Source organism: Streptomyces sp. NPDC096339 (genome assembly GCF_044762985.1).
Lineage (GTDB): Bacteria > Actinomycetota > Actinomycetes > Streptomycetales > Streptomycetaceae > Streptomyces.
Genome location: NZ_JBIWFI010000007.1, coordinates 49,166 through 66,680 on the forward strand (window position 1 = coordinate 49,166; position 17,515 = coordinate 66,680).

At 74.2% G+C, this 17,515-nt stretch carries 15 protein-coding genes; 6 read left to right on the forward strand and 9 right to left on the reverse strand.

From position 1 onward, the window contains the following. Window positions 1-2: 2 nt before the first annotated feature. On the forward strand, window positions 3-2,447 hold the full coding sequence (locus ACIQ5Y_RS12700) for a right-handed parallel beta-helix repeat-containing protein (RefSeq protein ID WP_403878938.1): 2,445 nt from the start codon (window positions 3-5) through the stop codon (window positions 2,445-2,447). Here the strand turns inward: ACIQ5Y_RS12700 and ACIQ5Y_RS12705 are convergent. Continuing rightward, on the reverse strand, window positions 2,398-4,755 hold the full coding sequence (locus ACIQ5Y_RS12705) for a hypothetical protein (protein WP_403878941.1): 2,358 nt from the start codon (window positions 4,753-4,755) through the stop codon (window positions 2,398-2,400). The two genes, ACIQ5Y_RS12700 and ACIQ5Y_RS12705, sit on opposite strands and share 50 nt — an antisense overlap. A 409-nt stretch (window positions 4,756-5,164) precedes the next feature. On the opposite strand from ACIQ5Y_RS12705, the gene ACIQ5Y_RS12710 reads away from it, so the two are divergent. Beyond that, window positions 5,165-5,653 (forward strand): SRPBCC family protein, encoded by a 489-nt coding sequence (locus ACIQ5Y_RS12710; RefSeq protein ID WP_403878943.1) that lies wholly within the window; start codon window positions 5,165-5,167, stop codon window positions 5,651-5,653. 40 nt (window positions 5,654-5,693) lie between these two features. Here ACIQ5Y_RS12710 and ACIQ5Y_RS12715 read toward each other — a convergent pair whose 3' ends face one another. Both ACIQ5Y_RS12715 and ACIQ5Y_RS12720 read right to left on the reverse strand, forming a co-directional pair. Next, window positions 5,694-6,470, reverse strand: a complete 777-nt coding sequence (locus tag ACIQ5Y_RS12715) for a hypothetical protein (RefSeq protein ID WP_403878946.1) — start codon at window positions 6,468-6,470, stop codon at window positions 5,694-5,696. Between the two features lie 115 nt (window positions 6,471-6,585). Beyond that, window positions 6,586-7,758: a PLP-dependent cysteine synthase family protein gene (locus ACIQ5Y_RS12720; protein ID WP_403878949.1), complete on the reverse strand. Its 1,173-nt coding sequence runs from the start codon at window positions 7,756-7,758 to the stop codon at window positions 6,586-6,588. Window positions 7,759-7,959: 201 nt separating this feature from the next. On the opposite strand from ACIQ5Y_RS12720, the gene ACIQ5Y_RS12725 reads away from it, so the two are divergent. Beyond that, window positions 7,960-8,526, forward strand: coding sequence for an ATP-binding protein (locus ACIQ5Y_RS12725; protein WP_403878952.1), 567 nt, complete (start codon window positions 7,960-7,962; stop codon window positions 8,524-8,526). A gap of 94 nt (window positions 8,527-8,620) precedes the next feature. On the opposite strand, the gene ACIQ5Y_RS12730 is transcribed toward ACIQ5Y_RS12725, so the two are convergent. Continuing rightward, window positions 8,621-9,886 carry an ROK family protein gene (locus ACIQ5Y_RS12730; protein WP_403878955.1) on the reverse strand — a complete coding sequence of 422 codons (1,266 nt, stop codon included), beginning with the start codon at window positions 9,884-9,886 and terminating at the stop codon, window positions 8,621-8,623. Between the two features lie 42 nt (window positions 9,887-9,928). Continuing rightward, window positions 9,929-10,594: an alpha-ketoglutarate-dependent dioxygenase AlkB family protein gene (locus ACIQ5Y_RS12735; protein ID WP_403878958.1), complete on the reverse strand. Its 666-nt coding sequence runs from the start codon at window positions 10,592-10,594 to the stop codon at window positions 9,929-9,931. Between the two features lie 36 nt (window positions 10,595-10,630). On the opposite strand from ACIQ5Y_RS12735, the gene ACIQ5Y_RS12740 reads away from it, so the two are divergent. After that, window positions 10,631-11,374, forward strand: a complete 744-nt coding sequence (locus tag ACIQ5Y_RS12740; protein WP_403878961.1) for a maleylpyruvate isomerase family mycothiol-dependent enzyme — start codon at window positions 10,631-10,633, stop codon at window positions 11,372-11,374. A gap of 69 nt (window positions 11,375-11,443) precedes the next feature. Here ACIQ5Y_RS12740 and ACIQ5Y_RS12745 read toward each other — a convergent pair whose 3' ends face one another. Next, window positions 11,444-12,394, reverse strand: coding sequence for a spherulation-specific family 4 protein (locus tag ACIQ5Y_RS12745; RefSeq protein WP_403878964.1), 951 nt, complete (start codon window positions 12,392-12,394; stop codon window positions 11,444-11,446). A gap of 125 nt (window positions 12,395-12,519) precedes the next feature. Beyond that, window positions 12,520-13,218, reverse strand: a complete 699-nt coding sequence (locus ACIQ5Y_RS12750; protein ID WP_403878966.1) for a TetR/AcrR family transcriptional regulator — start codon at window positions 13,216-13,218, stop codon at window positions 12,520-12,522. Between the two features lie 155 nt (window positions 13,219-13,373). On the opposite strand from ACIQ5Y_RS12750, the gene ACIQ5Y_RS12755 reads away from it, so the two are divergent. Beyond that, on the forward strand, window positions 13,374-13,835 hold the full coding sequence (locus ACIQ5Y_RS12755; RefSeq protein WP_403878968.1) for a nitroreductase/quinone reductase family protein: 462 nt from the start codon (window positions 13,374-13,376) through the stop codon (window positions 13,833-13,835). On the opposite strand, the gene ACIQ5Y_RS12760 is transcribed toward ACIQ5Y_RS12755, so the two are convergent. After that, window positions 13,819-14,739 (reverse strand): oxidoreductase, encoded by a 921-nt coding sequence (locus tag ACIQ5Y_RS12760; protein ID WP_403878970.1) that lies wholly within the window; start codon window positions 14,737-14,739, stop codon window positions 13,819-13,821. The genes ACIQ5Y_RS12755 and ACIQ5Y_RS12760 overlap by 17 nt on opposite strands. A gap of 112 nt (window positions 14,740-14,851) precedes the next feature. Here ACIQ5Y_RS12760 and ACIQ5Y_RS12765 point away from each other — a divergent pair, with 112 nt between their 5' ends. Further along, a complete protein-coding gene (locus ACIQ5Y_RS12765) occupies window positions 14,852-15,799 on the forward strand; it encodes a DUF5937 family protein (protein WP_403879229.1) in 948 nt (315 codons plus the stop codon). Window positions 15,800-15,988: 189 nt separating this feature from the next. Here ACIQ5Y_RS12765 and ACIQ5Y_RS12770 read toward each other — a convergent pair whose 3' ends face one another. Next, a complete protein-coding gene (locus ACIQ5Y_RS12770; RefSeq protein WP_403878972.1) occupies window positions 15,989-17,446 on the reverse strand; it encodes a geranylgeranyl reductase family protein in 1,458 nt (485 codons plus the stop codon). Between the last annotated feature and the right edge of the window lie 69 nt (window positions 17,447-17,515).

Below are 17,515 nucleotides of genomic sequence, written 5' to 3' on the forward strand. Positions count from 1 at the left end.
CCATGGCTCAGGGCACGGTCCAGGTGACGCACGGCGGGACTTCGCGGTGGCGGCGCCGCTCCGGCGAGTATCCGACGCTGGCCGCCGCGCTCGCCGTAGCGGGCGACGGGGACGTGCTCTCCATCTCCCCCGGCACCTACCGGGAGAACCTGGTGCTGGAGCACGCGGTGACCCTGCGCGGTCCCGAGGGTGGGCTGGGGTCGGTGCGGATCGCCCCGCCCGACGGGGTCGCGCTGACCGTGCGCGCCTCGGCCGTGGTGCAGGACCTGCACCTGGAGGGCCAGGACCGGGCGGCGCCCGCGCTGCTGGTCGAGGACGGCTCGCCCGAGCTCACCGATCTGCGGGTCAGCACCCGCTCGGCGGCCGGCATCGAGGTGCGCGGCTCCGGGGCCCGGCCGCTGGTGCGGCGGTGCACGGTGGAGAATCCGGCGGGCGTCGGGATCGCCGTACTGGACGGTGGCGGCGGGGTCTTCGAGGAGTGCGAGGTCGTGGCCGCCGGGCAGACCGGCGTCTCGGTGCGCGGCGGCGGCCGGCCCCGGCTGGAGCGCTGCCGGATCCACCACGCCACGGGCGCGGGCATCGGCATCACGGGCGAGGGTTCGGGCCTGGAGGCACTGGGCTGCGAGGTGTACGAGATCAAGGGCGCCGGTGTGCAGATCGCCGCGCGGGCCGCGGCCCGGCTCACCGACTGCTCGGTGCACCGCACCTCCGCCGACGGGGTCACCCTCGACACCGACGCCGTGCTCACCCTGGCTGGCTGCGACATCCACGACATCCCGGAGAACGCGGTCGATCTGCGGTCCCGTTCGGTGCTCACGCTCAGCCGCACCACGGTCCGCCGGTTCGGCCGCAACGGCCTGTCGGTGTGGGATCCGGGGACCAGGGTCGATGCCGAGGCCTGCGAGATCCACGACAGCACGGGCGACTACCCGGCCGTGTGGATCAGCGACGGGGCCACCGCCTCCCTCGACTCCTGTCGGGTGCGCGACGTACCGGACGCGCTGTTCGTCCTGGACCGGGGCTCGCGGGTGGACGTGGTCGACAGCGATCTCTCACAGGTGCGCAACACCGCCGTCTCGGTGAGCGACGGGGCCGCCGCCCAGCTCGACGACTGCCGGATCCGAGATGCCGGGACGGGCGCGTGGTTCCGCGACCACGGCAGCGGCGGCACCCTCGCCAACTGCACCTTCGACTCCGTGCAGACCGGGGTGATCGTCACCAAGGGGGCGGATCCCACCCTGGAGCGGTGCGCGGTCACCTCTCCCGCCGAGGCCGGGTTCTACGTGTCGGCGGGTGGTCGCGGCACGTTCACGGCCTGCCGGGTGGAGGGAAGTTCCGGTTTCGGTTTCCACGTCATCGACGGCTGCCGCACCACGCTGACCCGCTGCCACACCGAGCGCTGCGCGCGCGGGGGCTACGAGTTCGCGGAGGACGGACCGGTCGCCGAGGACTGCACCAGCGACGAGTCGGGGACGAGGCCGGCCGCCCAGTCCGGTTCCGGTGGCACGTTCGCCCGGGAGCGTGCGGGGATCCGTACGGTCACGGCGGCGCGCGGCGACGTACCGGCGACGGCGGTGCCCGTGCCGCGCCCGGCGCACGAACCGGACGGCGGGCCCGCGGCGGCCGCGCGGGGTTCGGGCGAGGCGCTGGGGCAACTCGACGCGCTGGTGGGCCTGGACAGCGTCAAGCGCGAGGTGCGCGCGCTCACCGACATGATCGAGGTGGGCCGGCGGCGGCAGCAGGCGGGCCTCAAGGCGGCCTCCGTGCGCAGGCACCTGGTCTTCACCGGCTCCCCCGGCACCGGCAAGACCACGGTGGCCCGGCTCTACGGAGAGATCCTCGCCTCCCTCGGGGTGCTGGAGCGCGGCCACCTCGTCGAGGTGTCCCGGGTGGACCTGGTCGGCGAGCACATCGGCTCCACCGCGATCCGTACGCAGGAGGCCTTCGACCGGGCGCGCGGCGGGGTGCTGTTCATCGACGAGGCGTACGCGCTGGCCCCGGAGGACTCGGGCCGGGACTTCGGGCGCGAGGCGATCGACACCCTGGTCAAGCTGATGGAGGACCACCGGGACGCGGTGGTGGTGATCGTCGCCGGGTACACGGCGGAGATGGACCGCTTCCTGGCGGTGAACCCGGGAGTCGCCTCGCGGTTCTCGCGGACGATCACCTTCGGCGACTACGGGCCGGACGAGCTGCTGCGGATCGTGGAGCAGCAGGCGGAGGAGCACGAGTACCGGCTCGGCGAGGGCACGTCCGAGGCGCTGCTGACGTACTTCACGGAGCTGCCCAAGGGCCCGGCGTTCGGCAACGGCCGCACCGCGCGCCAGACCTTCGAGTCGATGGTCGAGCGGCACGCGGGGCGGGTGGCGCAGCTGTCGGAGCCGAGTACGGACGAGCTCACCCTGCTGTTCCCGGCGGATCTGCCCGCTCTGCCGGCTCCTTGCTGACACCTGGCCTCTGGGCGGGCACTTCGGCCCGCTGGGCCTCGTCGAGCCGGGCGAGCAGCGCGGCGCGTTCGGTGGCGAAGGCCGGGTCGGCCTGGTAGTCGGAGTGGCCGAGGATCGGCGCGGGCAGCGGGTGCCTGGCGCTGCGGCCGTAGGCGACGGGGTCGGCGAGCGGGCCGTGGTCCACGTCCTGGCCCGCTCCGGGGAGCGCGGGGCCGCCGATGGGGTCGGTGGCCCGCCAGAGGTTGCGCCAGCAGTCGAGGTCGCCGTGGAGCGCGGTGAGCGGCCCCGGGCCGAAGTAGGCGGGGAACCAGCGGCCGTAGAGGCGGGCGAGCGGGGATCCGTAGGTGAGCAGGGCCACCCGGCGGCGGACGTGCGGCGGGAGCTGCCAGACGGCCGCCGCGGCGAGGACGCTGCCCTGGGAGTGGCCGGAGATGACGAGGCGTCCGCCGGTGCGGCCCGTCCAGCCGGTCATCCGCCAGGTCAGGTCGGGGACGGCGCGCTCGGCGTAGCAGGGCGGGGCGAAGGGATGGGCCGCGCGCGGCCAGAAGGTGCCGACGTCCCACAGGATCCCTATCGTGCGGCGGGCGGACGGGTCCCGGTAGGCGCGCCGGCCCCAGGTCACGAAGAGGACGAAGCCGAAGCCGATGAGCCAGGACCCGGCGTCCTGCGCGGCGCGGGCGGCGCCCTCCAGCAGCGGGCCACTGCCGCGCGCAGCCTCGTAGGGGACCCGGCCGCCGATCCATGCCCCGGCGAGGGCTCCGGCGCCGAGCAGCAGGGTGATCCCGGATACGGCCCCGACGAACCAGGGCGCGGAGTCGGTGAGCGCTGCGGCGGCCCGCGCCCCCGCGATCCGGCGGCTGCGGGGCCCGTCCGGGATCTCCCCCGGGTATTCGGCGGCGATGCCGGCGGCCAGGGTGCGCCGTTCGCGGATCCCGCGCACCGTGAACCAGACGGCGAGCAGGGCCAGTACGAGGAGCAGCGGCGGTAGTACGGCGGCCTGCCAGGACAGCAGCACGGGCGGCCCGGGCAGCGGGGCCCCGGGCGTCCCGGGGACGGCGTCGCCGTCCAGCCAGTCGGCGACGCGCTGGGCTACGCCGCCCGACATCACCCCGCCGAGGGCGCAGCCCAGCATGCCGACGGCAGGCCCGCCGAGGCCGCCCAGCGCGGTGGCCGGATCGGGGGCCGGGCGGTACAGGTGCCGGGCGACGGCGGCGAGCGCGAGCACGCAGCCGCCCTGGCCCAGCATCAGCACCCCGAAGGCCAGGTCCCCGGGGAGCCGCCCGGCAGAGGTCCAGCCGGGGCGCGCCCAGCCGGCGTGCACGAGGACGGTGACCAGCAGCGCGAGGGCCGCTCCGGGCAGCAGGGTGACAGCGGCCCGGTCGAGGTGGTGGTCGGCCCGGTCCTCGGTGCGGCCGCGCCGGCAGACGACCCAGGCCACGGCCGCGGCCGCGGCGGCGAGCAGCCCCTGGGTGACCCAGCCGACCGCTTCCAGTACCGGTGCTCCGGCCGCCCCGCGGTCGTGGCGGGCCGTGGGCACGGAGACGGCCACCGCCACGGTGAGGAGTCCGGCGGCGGTGTGCGCGGCGCGCAACCGGGCCACGAGGCGGCGCCCGTACCAGAATCCGGGCCGGCCGAGCGCGGGGACCGTGTCCGAGGCGGTGTCCGGGTCGGCCGCTCCGGCGGGCGGCGGCTGGGACTCGTAGGCGCTCCAGGTGCGGTTCGACAGGTACCAGAGCAACCCGGTCAGGGCGGCCGGTACCAGCGCCCCGAGCGCGAGGCGGCGGCCGGGCTCGGCCCACCAGCCGCCGCCGGGTGCGAGGAAGCCCAGCCAGGAGAAGCGGGACCCCGCACACGATGCGGTTCCCGCGCACTGCCAGGCGAACAGGTCGAGCGCGACCTCGCAGGCGGCCGCGATCAGCAGCACGGTCAGGCTGAGCGCGAGGACCCGTACGAGGACCCCGTACGTCCGCACCGCGCGCGGCGTGGTGCCGGTGGTGCCGGCGGGGCGGGCCCAGTGCGCGAGGTTGGCCACCATGAAGGGCAGGAGCAGCAGCCACAGCGCACGGGCGCCGTTGCCGGAGGTGAGCCGGGACCAGCAGTAGGCCTCGGGGACGGGGCGCCCGGCGCACCGCTCCGGGTGCGCCTCGGCGTCGGCGTCCTCGGTACGGCGGAACACGGCGGCGGTGGAGTCTCCGGTGACCCGCACGGTACGCGGGTCACCGAGCAACTCACCGGGGGCGGCTCCGGCCACACCGTGCACGAGGAGCTCCAACGCGAGCACGGGCGGGGCCGGGACCGGCGCGGCCACCCCGGCGTCTGCGCCGCCCCGGCTCCCGCCCGGACCGGGAACCGGATTCCCGGCCGGATCGCCGCCCCGCCCTCCGCCCGCCCCGGCAGGCGGCAACCCGGCCCGGCCGGAGACCGGACTGCCACCGTGACCACCGCCCGCGCACTCGGCCGGTCCCTGGCACCGGCACCGGCACCGGCCGGGATCGTCTGCCTCACTGTCGCCCCGGCCAACGGGCGGCTGTGGAAGGGGCGTGTCCGGCACCGCGGCCTCCGTTCTCGGGGGGCTCCAGCATCCCGCCCGGCGGCGCGGCTTGCCAGCACCCCGCTCACATCAGCCCGGTCCGTGGGAACTTCGTGCGGACTTCTGCGCGAGAGGCGGCTATGGTGTCGCCTCGCATGACAGTGATCTCACCCCAGGGGGTACCGCCATGGCTCGCCGACTCCGCCCGGTGGGGCTGGACTTCATCGAGGACGCGCCGGTCCGGCTGGTCTTCGCCGCGCAGGTCTCCGCGGCGCCCGAGGACGTGTACCGGGCCCTCGCCGAGGAAGTGGAGGGCTGGCCCCGCTGGTTCAAGGCGGTGACCCTGGCCCGCCCCACGCACGGGGGCGCGGGCCGCGAGGTCAAGCTGATGGGCGGCGTCCGCTTCGAGGAGACGATCATGGCCGCGGATCCCGGGCAGCGTTACGCGTACCGGGTCGACACCACCAATGCCCCCGGCCTCCAGGCCCTGTTGGAGGAGTGGCGGCTGACTCCGCGCGGGACCGGCACCCATGTCCGCTGGACCTTCGCCGCGGACGGACCGGCCGCCTTCCGCTTCGCCCTCACCCTCGCCCGCCCGGGCCTGGGCCACTCCTTCCGCCAGGCGGTCCGCGCCCTTGACACCCGCCTGACCGCCCGGCGCGCGGCCGGTCAGTAGCCGGGAGCCGGGCCCTGCCGCGCGTCCCGGCCGGTCGCCGCTAGACCCTGTGCACCTGGGCCAGGTCCCCGTAGCCACCCGCGTCCCACACCCGCGTACGGAACTCCTGGAGGGTCAGCGCCGGACCGCCGCCGAAGTGGACGACCGCGCACCGCTCACAGCACCATCCCCGGGCCCAGACCTCTTCGGCCGCTTCCCGCCCGGCGGCCATCCGCGTCCGGAACGCGCGCTGGATCCGCACGGCCGACCGGAAGAGCAGCACCGCCCCCACCAGGGCGAACGCGGAGATCCAGCCGAGGAACAGGAGTTCGGCCTCGGGCTCGGGCGGGTCCGCCCAGGTGGCACCTCCCCATAGCTGGAGCGAGCCGTGGTCCGCCTTCGGGGCGTCCGCGAACCAGTTCCCGCCGGTCGCACCGCCGATGAACGTACCGATCGACACCATGACGAGCAGCACGCCCAGGGCGGTCCGGCCACCGGTCACCGGCGGTGGCGGGGCCACCGCGAGGGCGTCCGCCAGGCGCGGGACGACCTCCCGGGTCTCGGTGCGCTGCTCGGTTTCGCCGGAGCCGGTCTCGGCGAACCGGCGGTGCCCGCTGATGCACACGGCGGGGACGGCCCGGACCTGGTCGGACCGGCGACAACTCGGACACTCCAGCCGGCGCGCGCCCCCGCCCCCGTCAGGACTCTCGTCGGGCCTCCCGGCCGCGCCCTCGACCTCGCCCCGGTCCGCACGCCCGTCCCTACGACCCGCCGCACGACCGGTCTGGGCCTGCGTCCGCGCGTCCCGCTCCGGTCTGTTGTACTCGATGCCCGCCATGGCTCCCCCATCGCCCCGTGCCGAGTTCGCCGAGCGTAGCCGGACAAGTCCCTTGCGGACAGGGCGATTTCGTCACCGCCCTGTCACAGCGCCGCCTTCGTGGCCGCCGGCCGGCTCAGGCCGTCGGCTCGCGCCAGGTGCCCGTCGTCAGGAGCGTGTCGATGGTCTTCGCGTACGGGGCCAGGTCGAGGCCCTGTTCCGCCAGCCACTGGTCGGAGTAGTACTTGTCCAGGTAGCGGTCGCCCGAGTCGCAGAGCAGGGTGACCACGCTGCCCTTGCGGCCCTCGGCCACCATCTCGGAGACGATCTTCAGAGCGCTCCACAGGCCGGTACCGGTGGAGCCGCCCGCCTTGCGGCCGATCGCCTGCTCCAGCGCACGGCAGGCGGCGACGCTCGCCGCGTCCGGGACCTTCATCATCCGGTCGATGGCGCCCGGTACGAAGCTCGGCTCCATCCGGGGCCGCCCGATGCCCTCGATGCGCGAGCCGCAGTCGCTGGTCGCGTGCGGGTCGTTGTTCGTCCAGCCGTCGAAGAAACAGGAGTTCTCCGGGTCGGGGACACAGATCCGGGTGTCGTACTGCATGTAGTGCACGTAGCGCGCGATCGTCGCGGAGGTGCCGCCGGTACCGGCGGTCGCGACGATCCAGGCCGGTTCGGGGAACGGCTCCAGGCGCAGCTGCTGGTAAATCGATTCTGCGATGTTGTTGTTGCCTCGCCAGTCGGTGGCCCGCTCCGCGTACGTGAACTGGTCCATGTAGTGGCCGCCCGTACGGGCGGCCAGCTCGGCCGACTCCTCGTACATCTTCATCGAGTCGTCCACGAAGTGGCATTCACCGCCGTGGAATTCGATGAGCCGGCACTTCTCCGGGCTGGTGGTCCGCGGCATGACCGCGATGAACGGGACGCCGATGAGCTTCGCGAAGTACGCCTCGGAGACGGCGGTCGAGCCCGAGGAGGCCTCGATGACCGGACGGCCGGGGCGGACCCAGCCGTTGCAGAGGGCGTAGAGGAACAGCGAGCGCGCGAGGCGGTGCTTGAGCGAGCCCGTGGGGTGCGTGGACTCGTCCTTGAGGTAGAGGTCGATGCCCCACGCCTCGGGGAGCGGGAAGCGCAGCAGATGCGTGTCCGCCGAACGATTGGCGTCCGCCTGGACCTTGCGAACGGCTTCCTTCAGCCACGCGCGGTACTCGGCGTCGCTGTGGTCCACGTCGACGGTCGTGGCGGTCGTGACGGTGGCTCCGCTCGTGGCGGTCTTGGCGGCTGCGCCGGTTGTGCCGGTGGTGCTCATGCGCCGTGCTCCTTCGTGCCCGTATCTCATGCCCTGTGCTTTCGCAATGTACCTCGCTCACCTGCGCAAACAGTCGCTTTGGGTTTCCATGCGGATCGCTTTCGGACGCGTTCGGTTGCACTGTGGCGCACCGTGGGTGACCCTGGTGGAGCATTACCGAGGGTGCAGCACCCGTAACACTCATGTCGGGGAGTCGCAGCCGTGATCAGTCATTCCCGCAGGCACTGCGTCGTCGAACTGCAGGCCTTGCCGTCGCGGATCGGCCAAATCCGCAGGATCGTCTCCGCGCAGCTGCGCCACTGGCAGCTCGATCCGCTCATAGACCGGGCTGCGCTCGGCGTGACGGAACTGCTCAGCAACGTCCATCGCCACGCGCAGCCGGACAAGACCTGCACGGTGGAGATCGAACTGCGCCTCGGGCGCCTGACGGTTTCGGTCATCGACAGCGATCCGCGGCTCCCGGTGCTCCGCGATACCCTCCCGCCGACACCGCAGCCACCGGAGGCGCTGGAGACCTGCGGGCGCGGGCTCGCGCTCGTGGCGGCGGTCAGCGAGGCCTGGGGGGCGCGGCACCGGCCCGACGGCCCGGGCAAAGCGGTGTGGTTCTCCCTGCGGGCGGCGCCCGCACCGCAGGCTCCGTCGCAGCCGAGGCGGATCAAGACCATGCCCGTACGAGAGCCTTCGCGAGCGGTGTCCCTCGCCGCGGACCCCGGAACCGTACCGGCAGCCCTGCCGGTGGCGGCCTCGGTCGGCACCGGGCCCGGGTAACGCCCCGCCGCGACACCCCCGCACTCGGCCCCGGGCACTCGGCCCCGGGCACCGCCCCGGAACACCCGCCCCGGGACACCGCTGCCGGCCGCCTCTAGGCCAAGGCTCCCAGCGGGTCGTCGAGCACCGGCTGCCACGCCAGTTCCGCCGCGCCGACCAGGCTGTTGTGGTCGAGGGTGCACGGCAGGATCGGGACTCCCCCGCTGCGGCCCCACAGGCTGCGGTCGGCGACGACCGCGCGCAGCCGGTCCGGGTCGGCGTTGAGCAGTTCGCGGTGCAGGCCGCCGAGGATGATGCGGTCCGGGTTCAGGATGTTGACCAGGCCCGCGAGGCCGAGGCCGAGCCGGTCGATCAGCTCCTCGGTGGCGGCCCGCACCCCCGCCTCGCCGGGCTCGTCGCGCAGCAGGTCACGGGCCTGCTGGAGCAGCGACACCTCCGGGCCGGGCGTGCGCCCCGCCGCGGTGAGGAAGGCCAGCGGGTCGGCCTCCACGTCCAGGCAGCCGCGGCTGCCGCAGTGGCAGGCCCGCCCTTCCGGGTTCACGGTGAGGTGGCCGACCTCCAGGGCCAGGCCCGAACTCCCGCTGTGCAGGCGCCCGTCCAGCACCAGCGCCCCACCGACACCGCGGTGCCCGGTGGCCACGCACAGCAGGTGCTGGGCGCTGCGCCCCGCACCGTGCCGGTGCTCGGCCAGTGCGGCGAGGTTGACGTCGTTGCCGGTCAGGGCGGGGCCGTCGATGCCGGCCGCCTTCACGCACCGCGCGAAGACGGACCGTACGGGAGAACCGGGCGGCCAGGCCAGGTGCAGCGGGTTCAGCGCCGTGCCCTCCGGCTCGGCGACGGCCGAGGGCACCGCGAGTCCGGCGCCGATGCAGCGGCGGCCGCTCTCCTCCAGCAGTCGCGCGCCCGCGTCGACCACCGCGCCGAGCACCTGCGCAGGGTCGGCGGAGACGGTGATCTTGCCGGGGGCGGTGGCGACGATGCGGCCCCCGAGCCCGACCAGGGCCGCGCGGAAGCCGTCCGGGTGCACCTGGGCGGCGAGCGCGACGGGCCCGTCCTCCGCGACCGCGAGCCGGTGCGAGGGGCGGCCCTGGGTGCCGCCGCCGCCCGCGCCGCCGGGCCGGGAGTCGACGCGGATCAGCCCGAGCGCCTCCAGTTCCGCGGCGACGGCCCCGGCGGTGGCCCGGGTGACGCCGAGCTCGGCGGTCAGGACGGCGCGCGTGGGGGCTCGGCCGGTGTGGACCAGCTCCAGCGCCGGGCCCAGCGCCCCGCGGCCGCGCTCCAGCTTGGTCCGTGCGGACGTGGACACCGTGGTCACATCCCTCGCATCCCCCACCCCCGCCGGGGCCCCGTTGCCGTTCATGGCAACGATCCTCGCATGATCGGAGGGCGCCGGACGCCGCCCCTACGTCAGGCTCGGGCCGAGGCCGCCGACGCGGAGGGTGATGTTCAGCCTGCCGGTCAGGCCGAGCCCGTGCGGGCCCGTGCCCGGCAGGACCTTCGGCACGCCGTGGTAGGCCAGACGGCTCGAATCCCCGAAGACGAAGAGATCCCCGCTGCGCAGCTCGACGTCCCGGTACGGGCGGCCGCGCGAGGCGGTGTTGCCGAAGCGGAAGACGCAGCTGTCGCCGAGGCTGAGCGAGACCACCGGAGCCCCGGACCTCTCCTCGGCGTCGCGGTGCATGCCCATGCGGGAGTCGCCCTCGTAGAAGTTGACCAGGGCGATGTCGTAGACCACCTCGGGGCCCGGCACCCGCCCGTAGGCGGCTTCGAGAGCTTCCCGCCCCAGCCCGGCCAGCCAGTGCGGCATGGGCTTGACGGGCGCCCCGTCCCCGTCGACGGCGGTACGCGCGTATCCGTACGGGTACCAGTGCAGCCCGAGACACACCTGCCGGGCGGTCATCACCCCGCCACCGGGGGTCCGTACGGTGCGCAGGCCGGCGGGCGGGCGCGCCCACTCCCGGCAGGCGTCGAGCAGCTCGCGCTGACGGCCCGCCCCCAACCAGTCCGGCACGTGCACGGCACCGGGAGCGATCACGGCCCGCTCGCGCGGGAAGAGTTCCCCGTCCATGGCTCCATTGTCGGCTTCGGCTGCGAGACTCCCGGTATGGAGATCATCGAATACGTGAAGACGGTCGCGCGGGAGGGCGAACTGCTCGCCGACGTGGCCGAACGGGCCGGTACCGAGGTCGCGGTGCCCACCTGTCCGGGGTGGCACGTGGCCGATCTGCTGCGGCACACGGGGGCCGTGCACCGCTGGGCGGCCGGATACGTCGCGGAGGGGCAGTTGGAACCGGTCGGGTTCCCCGATGCCCCCGAGCTGGCGGGCGCCGAATTGCTGAGGTGGTTCCGGGAGGGGCACGCCACGCTGGTGCGCACGCTGACCGAGGCGCCGGCCGACGTCCAGTGCTGGACCTTCCTCCCGACGGCCGCGCCCTCTCCGCTGGCGTTCTGGGCCCGGCGGCAGGCCCACGAGACCTCGGTGCACCGGCTGGACGCGGAGTCGGCGCTCGGCGTGGCGTACTCGCCGGTGGAGGCGCGGTTCGCGGAGGACGGGGTGGACGAGCTGCTGACGGGCTTCCACGCCCGCCCGCGCAGCCGGGTCCGTACCGCGGAGCCCAAGGTGCTGCGGATCCGGGCGGCCGACACGGGCGCGTCGTGGACCGTCCACCTGTCCGCGGAGCCGGCCCGCACGGTCCGCGGCACCACGGAGGAGCCGGCCGACTGCGAGGTGACGGGCACCGCGTCCTGGCTGTACGCGGCCCTCTGGAACCGTCTCCCGCTGGCGGGCCCGGGCGTCACGGGTGACCTGTCGCTGACCCGGCTGTGGGGCGAGACGGCCGGCATCTGATCGGGGACCGGCCGGCCCCCGGCCGGGAACCGGCGGGTCACCAGGTCATCGGGTCACCGGGTCACCGGGTCAATCCCCGAGCGTGGCGGCGTAGGCGGTCTGCGCGCGGTACGGCCAGGCGGGCGCCGCGTTCCAGGGGTTGGGCATGGTCCGGTCCGTCGCGTACGCGTAGCCCGCGCCGCGGGTGAAGGCCGTCTGGAGGGCGGTACGCATCGCGGTCGCGTCCGGGACCTCGTGGACGAGGTGCCAGAACGCCGTGCCGCTCGGGTCGAGTTCGGCCCCGGCGCGGTACCCGCCCACCGGGTCGAAGACGTTCCCCCCGAGCCACCCGCCGCCGGTGTAGGCGGCGTAGGTGTCCTCGTACGTGACGAAGACGTCGGCGGTCCGGTGGCCCGGTTCCAGGTAGCAGTCGGCGATGGCGGTGCCCGGGTTGTCGACGACGAGTTCGGGGACGGACGGGTCGACGGCGTCCATGACGGCCTGCACGTAACGGCGCAGCTCCGCGTAGTGGTCGCGGGTCGCGTTGCCGGGGCCGCAGTCGCGGCTGACCACGTCGAAGAAGATGCCGTCGACGTGGAGGCGGCCGTCGCCGTCGGCGGGTCTGAGGTAGTTGTCGACGGAGGCCTTCACGGCGGCGATGTCGCGGTTGCCGTGGTCGGTGTGGACGTAGCCGAGCACCTTGGTCTTCTCGCCGGTCGCCGTGGTGGCGCGGCGCAGGGCGTCGGCGCGGGACCGCCACGGCGCGTCGAACGGGGCGTCGCCGTTGCCCGGGTTGAGGACGACCACCGAGGGGGCCGGGCGGGTGGCCGCGAGGTCGGTGAGCACGCGGTCGTCCGCCCAGACGTAGGCGGGGACGGCGATCTCCAGGCCCCGCACGCCCGATATCCGGGGCGAGGCGGCCGTGGCCTGGGCGACCTCGGTCGGAGGCGTGTCGCGCGCCGACGCGGTGACGACCGGCGCCGGCGCGGCGAGTAACGCGGTGACGACGATGGCGAAGAGGGCCTTCACGGCGCGGGGCATGAACGTTCCTCCGGCGGCGGCAAGGGGTGGGCGGCCCGAGGAACACTAGCCGGGCAGCCCCCTCTTCAGGCCGGAACCGCCCGCATTCATACGAGGAACAGAAGAACGAACGGGCGGTCACCGCGTCACACCGCGGGCAGCCCCACCTCGTGGGCGAGCCGGCCCGCGGCATGCGTGAAGAAGGCGTCCCGGTCCTCGACGACCCGGTTGAACTGGCCGAACAGCTCGAAGGAGACGAGACCGGCGAGCTGCGCCCAGGCGGCGACCAGGGCGGCGGAGACCTCCGGCGGCAGTCCGGTGGCGAACTCGGCGGTCATCCGTTCGGCCTCGGCACGCAGGGTCGCGGGCAGCGGCGGCAGGGCGAGACCGCGGCCCTCGTGGGCGGCCCGGGCAATCCCGATGAGGGTGTTTCCGACCCGGGAGGCGGGCCCGATGGTGTCCACGGGGGCACTGTAACCGGGCACCGGGGAGCCGTAGATGAGGGCGTACTCGTGCGGGCGCTCCAGCCCCCACGCCCGGACGGCTTCGCAGACCGCGACCCAGCGGGCGCGGGGCGGGGCGCCGGCGGCGAGGGCGTGGGCGTCGGCCTGCTCGGCGGCGGCGCCGAGGCTGTCATACGCGTCGACGATGAGCGCGGTGAGCAGATCGTCGCGGCTGGGGAAGTAGCGGTAGAGGGCGGAGGAGACCATGCCCAGCTCGCGGGCGACCGCGCGCAGGGAGAGTTTGGCGGCGCCCTCGTCCGCGAGCCGACGGCGCGCCTCGTCCTTGATGGCGGCGGTGACCTCGATGCGGGCCCGTTCCCTGGCCCCTCGCACGGTGTTCATGCGGGCCAGTCTGCCACGCAGGCGGAGCACTGCCCAAGAATCGGATCCCCGCTCCATTTCGAGAGCACTGCTCTTGCTTTGGAGCGCCGATCCGTGCACACTGGTCTCAAGCGAGAGCAGTGCTCTCCAAAACGCGAGAAGACCCGGAGGTCACCATGAGCAGCACGCCCACCCCGTACTACTTCCAGGCCGGCCCGGTCGCCACCCGCCTCAACGCCCTCATCGGCAAGCTGGCGCGCCTCGGCATCAGCCTGGCCGGCACCGCCGAGATGTCGGTCCGCGGCCGCAAGTCCGGCGCGATGCAGCGGATCCCGGTCAACCCGCACACGTATGAGGGAGCCCAGTACCTGGTCTCGGCCCGCGGCCACTCCCAGTGGGTCCGCAACATGCGGGTCGCGGGCGGCGGCGAACTGCGCGTGGGCCGCAAGCTGCGGACCTTCACCGCGACCGAGATCACCGACCCGACGGAGAAGGTCGCCATCCTGCGGACCTACCTGGAGAAGTGGGGCTGGGAGGTCAACCAGTACTTCCAGGGCGTGACGGCGAAGTCCTCCGACGCGGAGCTCCAGGCCGCCGCCGACGACCACCCGGTCTTCCGCATCACGGTGTCGAAGTGACCCCCGCGCGGTGGAGGACTTCCAGCACGGCCAGCTCGTCCTCGGACAGGCGCAAGGCGCCCGCGGCCACGTTGGCGGCCAAGTGGTCCGGGTCACCGGTCCCAGGGATGGCCAGCACGTGCGGTCCGCGGTGCAGCGTCCACGCCAGTCTGACCTGAGCAGCGCTCACCCCGCGCTCCCGGGCCACGGCCAGTACCTCCGCGGGCTCGGCCCCGCTCGCGCCGACCGTACGCCCCGTGCCGGCGATCGCGTAGAACGGCACGTACGCGATTCCCTGTTCACCGCAGCCGCGTACGAACGCGTCGTGTTCGGGCCGTACGCCGATGCCGTACGGGTTCTGGACGCAGACCACCGGCGCGATGGACCGGGCCTCGGCGAGTTGGTGGGGGTGGATGTTGGAAAGACCCAGGTGGCGGATGAGTCCCGCCTCGCGCAGCCGCGCGAGGGCGCCGAAGCGCTCGGCGATCGAGTCGGTGCCGACCGTGCGCAGGTTCACCACGTCGAGGTGGTCGCGACCGAGCTGGCGAAGGTTCTCCTCGACCTGGCCGCGCAGCTGTTCGGGAGTGGCGTGCGGCAGCCACTGACCCGAGGGACCGCGACCGGGGCCGACCTTGGTGGTGATGACGAGGTCGTCGGGGTAGGGGGTCAGTGCCCGGTTGATCAGTTCGTTGGCCGAGCGCAGCGGCGAGAAGTAAAACGCGGCGGTGTCGATGTGGTTCACCCCGAGCTCGACGGCGCGGCGCAGCACGCCGATCGCCTGATCCCGGTCACGTGGTACGGCGTCGGCGATGAGCGCCTCCCCCGTCTGCGGCAGGCGCATCGCGCCGAAGCCGATCCGGTTGATCTTCAAGTCTCCGAGCGTCCAACTACCCGATGCCGCTGCGGTGATCGTCTTTGAGGTCATGCCCGGGATGGTCTCCTTCGCCTAGGCTGGCGGCAATTGATTCGGGCATGCGTGAATCCTCGGGGTGGCCGTGGCGGCGGAGCTGGCGTTCTCGACGAGTGACCTGGCGCAGATGCGGTTCGCCGTCTCGCCGATGTGGGAGGTCGGCCCCAGTTTCCGACTGCTCGCTTCCGGCTCCGCGCACCCCGTCCACCGGCCCTGGATCGAGCAGGTGCGACCGCGGGTCGCCGCTGCCGGACTGGACCGGGGCCTGCTCGCCGAGCTGATACCGCCCTCGGGTTACGTGCCCGACTTCCTCAACCCGTCGCCCACCGGCCCGGCCCCCACCCTGGCGGAGGAGCTGGCCGGGATCCTGGCCGCTCCCGACGCCCGCGTACGCCGGGACCTCGACCGCCTGCGGGAGGAGCAGGGGTGCCTGGGTCCCCGGCTACGGGGTCTGTACGCCGAGCCGCAGGCCCGTCGGCAGCGGATCGTGGAAGAGATCGAAACCTACTGGGAGCTGGCACTCGCCCCGTACTGGGCGCGGATCCGGGCCGTGCTCGACGCCGATGTCTTCCATCGGGCCCGCCAGGTCGCCGAGCAGGGTCCCGGCCGCCTGCTGGACGGGCTGCACCCTTCGCTGAGCTGGGACGACAACGCGCTCCGGCTGGCCTGGCGGCAGCGGGAGCTGTCCCGGAAGGCGGCGGGCGCCGGGCTGGTGCTGATTCCCTCGGTCTTCACCGCGCGGGGCCCGTTCACCCGGGTGACCCCGCCGGAGCCGCCACAGCTGGCCTACCCGGCGCGCGGCATCGGCGCGCTCTGGGAACCCCGTACCGCCACCAGGACCGAGGCCGTCGCAGCGGTCCTCGGCCGCTCACGCACCCGACTGCTGGCCGAACTGGAGACGCCCGCCTCCACCACCGAACTGGCCCGCCGTACGGGCCTCTCCCCGTCCGGGGTGTCCCAGTACCTGACGGCGTTGCGCGACGCGGGCCTGGTCAGCGCCCACCGAGCGGGGCGCTCCGTGCTCTACGCGCGCACCTCGGTCGCGGAATCCCTGCTCGCCGGCGGCAGCCCGTAGCACCCGGCCGCCGGCGCCGACCGGCGGGCACGCCGGTCGGCCTGCCCGACGGGCCGGGGCCCGGGAGGCCTGGAGGCCCGGAGGCCCGGAAGGGAGGCCACGGGCCCATCCCGATCCCGGCAGACGGGCCCGCGTGCCCGGCGTCGCGGGGCCGCCCTCCGGGCGACGGCGGGAATTCGACGACGGACCCTAGCCCCGGCCGCCTCCGCGGGCCGCCGCCTGCCTCGCGTCCAGTGCCTGCAGCCCCCGCCGCGCGAGCGGGTGCGTCCGTACCAGGTCCGCCAGCGTCGTGGAGCCGCGCGTGATCCGCGCGAAGGCCCGCCACGCCGGGCGGAAGCCCGTGATCGCCGCGTGCAACAGACCCGGCTTGGCCTCGAACACGGTCAGCATCCGCTGCCCGACGCCCATCTCCACACCCAGCCCGGCCTTCACCGCGAAGGCGTAGTTCAGGGCCTGGCGTCGCGCGTCCACCGCGTCCTGCGCCTCGGAGATCTTCGCCGCCCACTCCCCCGCCAGCCGCCCCGAGCGCAGCGCGAAGGAGATGCCCTCCCGCGTCCACGGCTCCAGCAGCCCGGCCGCGTCACCCGCGACCAGGACCCGGCCGCGCGAGAGCGGCGAATCGGGCTTGCGGCAGCGGGTCAAGTGCCCAGAGGAGACGGCCGGTTCGAAACCCGCGAGGCCGAGCCGGGCGATGAAGTCGTCCAAGTAGCGCTTGGTCGCGGCGCCTTCGCCCTTGGCCGAGATGACCCCGACCGTGAGGGTGTCCCCCTTGGGGAAGACCCACCCGTAACTTCCGGGCAGCGGGCCCCAGTCGATCAGCACCCGCCCCTTCCAGTCCTCCGCGACCGTCTCCGGGACAGGGATCTCCGCCTCCAGGCCGAGGTCCACCTGCTCCATCTCCACGCCGACGTGCGCGCCGATCCGGCTCGCGCTGCCGTCCGCGCCGACGACCGCGCGGGCCAGTACGGTCTCCCCGTCGGCCAGCACCACGGCCACCGTGCGCCGGTCGGGCACCGCGGACCCGTGCTGCTCCACGCGCGCCACGGCGGTACCCGTACGCACCGACGCCCCCGCCTTCTCGGCCTCGGCGACCAACGCGGCGTCGAACTCGGGCCGGTTGATGAGCCCGAACAGCATCTGCTTCGAGCGCCGGGTCCGGGTCAGCCTCCCGTCCAGCGAGAAGGTCACCGCGTGGATACGGTCCTTGAAGGGCAGGACGAAGCCCGGCGGCAGGGCGTCGCGCGAGGGGCCGATGATGCCGCCGCCGCAGGTCTTGTAGCGGGGCAGTTCGGCCTTCTCCAGCAGCAGGACGCTGCGCCCCGCCTTGGCCGCCGCGTACGCCGCGGACGATCCGGCCGGGCCGGCCCCGACCACGACCACGTCCCACACTTCGCCGGTTCCCCGACCGTCCCCGGCCTCACCGGCCGCCCCTGCCTCACCGGCCGCCCCCGACACCTCGTCGGCTTCGCCGGCCACCTCGTCGCCCGGCCTCGGTCCGGACCGCTCCGCGTCCGCCCCGGCGCCTGCGCCCATGCCTGCGCCTTCGCCGTCGCCTTCGCCTGCGCCCGTACCTTCGTCGCGTACGTCGTCGTCGCTGCTCACGATGTGCTGCTGCTCCTGATCACCCGTTGCTCCGATGCCGGGCAAATCCTAGCGAGACGCTCCGTCGCCCCGTTGTGCGAGGATCAGGACTGACTTTCGCCGTACCCGGCATAC